Source organism: Caballeronia calidae (assembly GCF_900044055.2).
Taxonomy (GTDB): domain Bacteria; phylum Pseudomonadota; class Gammaproteobacteria; order Burkholderiales; family Burkholderiaceae; genus Caballeronia; species Caballeronia calidae.
In genome coordinates this window covers 1-3931 of sequence record NZ_FCOX02000185.1, presented here as the reverse complement: position 1 = coordinate 3931, position 3931 = coordinate 1, and the positions used below count along the sequence as shown (strand labels likewise).

Here is a 3931-nt window from a genome sequence, read left to right as displayed (position 1 = left end):
GGAGAACCGGCTACATGGGGAAGCGGCCAGCAGCAGTTGAATCGTTCGTGGGCAACATGGACTCCATACAAAGGGAGCTAAGGTCTTTTATGCAAAGAGAAGAATCACCCGCCATGGAAACGGGACTCGAACGAATAGCAGCAAAGGCTCGGTGTGAACCAGCCCTTCGTTTTACCTCGCTGGCCCACTACATCACGCAGGACCGGGTGTGGACGAATCTGTGGAAGATTCCGAACCACTCGGCCGCAGGCGTGGATGGCCAGACGGTAGCGGAGGCGAAGGAGAGCTTTGATGACTGGATTGAGCCGATGCTTCAATCCGTCCACCGCCGGGGATATCAGGCGCCCAATATCCGGCGCGTGTATATCCCCAAGCCCGGCAAGCAGGAGATGCGCCCGTTGGGTGTGCCGACTGTCGCTGACCGGGCGCTTCAGCGAAGCACCGCCGAAGTACTGTCGGCCATCTATGAACAGGACTTTCTGCCTTGTTCATTTGGCGGGCGACCGGAGCGGAGCGCTCACAAGGCACTGGCAACTCTCAATGAAGTGATTGCCGGCGGCAAGGTTAGTTGGGTGATGGAGGCGGATTTGAAGAATTTCTTCGGGAGTCTGGATCATTCATGGATACTCCGGTTTGTTGAGCACCGAGTCGGGGATCCGCGCTTGATCAGTCTGATCCGGCGCTGGCTGAAAGCAGGCATTCTGGAAGATGGGAAGGTGCATCAAAACGAAGAGGGGACCCCACAAGGCGGTTCGATTAGTGTGCTTTTAAGCAACGTGTATCTGCATTACGTACTTGACCTGTGGTTTGAACGCGTGGTCAAGCGTCACCTGCAGGGCGAGGCTTATCTGGTGCGCTATATCGACGATTTTGTGATGTGTTTCCAAAATCAGTCCGATGCCCTTCGTGTTCAGGATGCCTTGCGCAAACGGTTGGAGAAATTTGGTCTGGCGCTCGAACCGACGAAAACCAAGCTCGTTGCGTTTGGTCGTTTTGCCCAACGGTACGCAAGCCATCATGGGAAGCGGCGTCCAGAGACGATTTACTTTCTGGGCTTCACCCTGTACTGCACGTGCAACCTGAAAGGCAATTTCAAGATAGGGATGCGCACGGAAAAGTCTCGACTCCGGCGTAGTCTGGCTAGCTTGCAAGACCTGATGCGTCAAGTTCGGCATCTATCGATTCGGGAGCAAGCTGAAAAGCTCAATCGGGTACTACGTGGCCACTATGCTTACTATGGCATTGCCGGGAACTTCCGGGCGTTGCAGACAGTACATAGAGCGGTGGAGCGTTACTGGCGCAAAATGCTGAGCAGCCGGAGTCGTTCAGGCGGCATTACCTGGGAGGCATTCCAGGAGATCAAGAAGCGGTTTCCATTAATGCGACCAAAGCTGCATCTTCCCTACCGGGCGCTGCAAGCTATCGCGGTGCTGTGAATCAACTGCTGAAGAGCGTAGTGCGGGAAATCCGCACGCTACGTTCTGTGGGAACCGGGGGCGGGTGACTGCCTCCGGTCACCCGGTCCTGAGGGGCAGTTCCCTCGGGCCACTCGGCCCCGGGCGGCCATCGTAATTGACAATCTACACCAGTTGTCGCTCCAATCGCGTAACGCCTCATGTGGCGCAACTCGAAGGGCGCTCAGGGGGCTCAGCGATTGATGAGCGAACTACACGTTGGCCGGGCTACGCGGTGAGCCAGCAAAAAACGAAAACGGATTGGATAGCGTCGGTTCGGTGAACTCACGAGCAGCCTCGAACGCTCACAAAGGTTTTTGCGCGTCTCAGAAGTGCGAGTTCAGCATTCGTCGCAACGCGTCTTAGCGCGCCAACGACAGATATTTCAACGGCTTGCTAAAGATTAAAGATGCCAACCACTTACTTCATGCAGTTTGACGTAAAACTTAGCGACGACGACCAGCAAGCTCAGTAAGTGGGTGGCACCAACCCCGTAACGTGAATGGATATTGTGTCGTCGTCGATTTGCAGTCAAAGCGGATCGCCCGCGATGCAAGCCAGCTGTGAACGGGCGCGAGGTATCGGCAGCCCTCCCCTCCGGCCGTGCTACTGTGCGAGTCTTATCGCTAATTCAGCACGGTTAAGAAGCGGACCCTCGCCAACCTCTCAACGCGGCACGCCGAAGTTAGCGAAGGCCTGAAGGTTCTGTTACGCGGCGGCGTCACGGTGGCCTCCGCCGAGGAGTTTTCGCGATGGAGCGCGGCCTGCCACACGGATACGTGGACGCCGTGCTCGGCGCGGCACGCGCCTTGCGGCGCTGAGCAGTGCTTTGCGGCTCCGCCTACTGCACTACGTTCGGTGGTGATGGCAATTCTGGTGGCGAGGGTGGTTTTGCCTTCATCCAAGCATGCCACCCATCGCACGTTGTGCGAACAGATCGCGACCAACTCACTGTCGCGACTGCTGAAGATGGACGATATCGAAGTCGAACAGCTTTATGTTGCGCTCGATTGGCTCAGCGAACCGCAGGAAGGCCTCGAGAAGCGACTTGCTAAGCGGCATCTGAACGGCAGCACTGGTGCTCTATGACCTCACGTGCGCGCTCGGCGCATTCGGGTGAGGCGGTCACTTTGGGTTCGAATAGCCAGAACCGGATGTTCCGTCGCATGCAGCAGCCGTGGTCGACACGGACAGTGCAATCAACCTGACTGACCGTACGCTGCGCGTGCGAACCGCTCACGGTTATAGCCGCGATGGCGAGCGCAACAATCCAAATCGAGTCCGCAAGGGGAAATCATCGAGACCACCCCGGCGAATACTCGTTCACGAAGAGGCCTGTCGATTTCTGATATCCATCCATTCCGTCCCTAGCGACCAGCGTTTTAATTTCTATTGAAATCGAAACGCCGGTCTGGCATTGACACCAACTCAACGGTGAGACTATCACGAATTGAATGCAGAGTTGCGACTCGTCACAAGTGCGATCTGGCAGAGATAGCATCGCCCCCCCTAAAAACAGAAACTGTGTCGTTTGCTTCTTAGGGAGGGACGAAAATTGGCGACCTATTTCGAATCGAAGGTTCTCACGCAGAAGTCGATAGTGGCATTCCGTCGGTGGGCACTTCGTTGCGAGTGCCTTTGGCCAGTATTTCTTCGACCGATCGACGGTCAACTTGCACTGAAGCGACGAAGCTGTAGCCGATTCGAGGAATCGTTTTAATTAAATCGTGTCCTTGACTGATTGATCTGAAGTTCTCGCGAAGCTTGCAGACCGTCTGATTGAGGCTGTTACCCGTTACCACGAAGCCGTGATCGTACCACAGTGCACGCAAAAGATCGTCACGTTTGATAACCTCGAACGGCCGTGAGGCGAAGGCAATGAGTGCCCTGCACGCAATTGGGCTAAGACGAGTACACTCACGAGTCACAATGGAAGTTAGCGAATCGGCTTCTTTGGAGAATATAATGTTTTGATTAATAATATAGCTTCCTCTAAGGAGGAAGCGTTCGCCTGGCCTGCTAGTATCAAAGGCTTGCAGTTGTTCCATGATAACCCCGTGCATATAGACAAACAGCAGCAATCTGTTATGAATGAAACTCGCGCCGGTCCGCGTTTTCGCGGAACCAGATATACGGTTGCGACCCACTCGTTACCTGGATCATTTTCAACATGGCGCTTAGGGCTATGATAGCTGATCGAGGCGTATCAGAAAGAGCAATGGGAATAGTCGATCGGCCTGTTTTGTGAAAGTTAGACTAAAGAATGTCGAGTGTGTTGAGCGAAAAGATGGACATTTGTCTATATCTCTCGGGTCGAGGCTAATTCGCAATTCGAGAAAGCGTCCGCTCACTATAGTACTTCTGAGTGCCGAGTTCGGCACAGTCTTGGGGTTATGCGGCCAGTCGGAACATCTCGAAGGTGTCAGGGTCCTGCCTTTCGGTGATGAATTTCGCGAAGAAATTGGTTTTGGCGCAAT

At 54.6% G+C, this 3931-nt stretch carries 2 protein-coding genes and 2 pseudogenes; 3 read left to right on the top strand and 1 reads right to left on the bottom strand.

Going from position 1 to position 3931, the window contains the following annotated elements; all coding sequences use genetic code 11:
- From ltrA to AWB78_RS50225, 3 genes and pseudogenes are all read left to right on the top strand, one after another.
- Window positions 1-1436 (top strand): group II intron reverse transcriptase/maturase (gene ltrA / locus AWB78_RS41650; RefSeq protein ID WP_232478116.1); only part of this gene is annotated, 1436 nt, incomplete at its 5' end.
- Between the two features lie 151 nt (window positions 1437-1587).
- Window positions 1588-1710: pseudogene (locus AWB78_RS50230) on the top strand (IS5/IS1182 family transposase); the annotation flags it as partial.
- A gap of 347 nt (window positions 1711-2057) precedes the next feature.
- A pseudogene (locus tag AWB78_RS50225) lies at window positions 2058-2571 on the top strand (IS1634 family transposase); the annotation flags it as partial.
- A 466-nt stretch (window positions 2572-3037) separates the two neighbouring features.
- On the opposite strand, the gene AWB78_RS44810 reads toward AWB78_RS50225, so the two are convergent.
- Window positions 3038-3502 carry a winged helix-turn-helix domain-containing protein gene (locus tag AWB78_RS44810; RefSeq protein ID WP_157697872.1) on the bottom strand — a complete coding sequence of 155 codons (465 nt, stop codon included), beginning with the start codon at window positions 3500-3502 and terminating at the stop codon, window positions 3038-3040.
- Between the last annotated feature and the right edge of the window lie 429 nt (window positions 3503-3931).

What these genes read in the sequence shown, in the direction of transcription:
- AWB78_RS44810 (WP_157697872.1), bottom strand. Translation starts at nt 3,502, where the DNA reads ATGGAACAACTGCAAGCCTTTGATACTAGCAGGCCAGGCGAACGCTTC.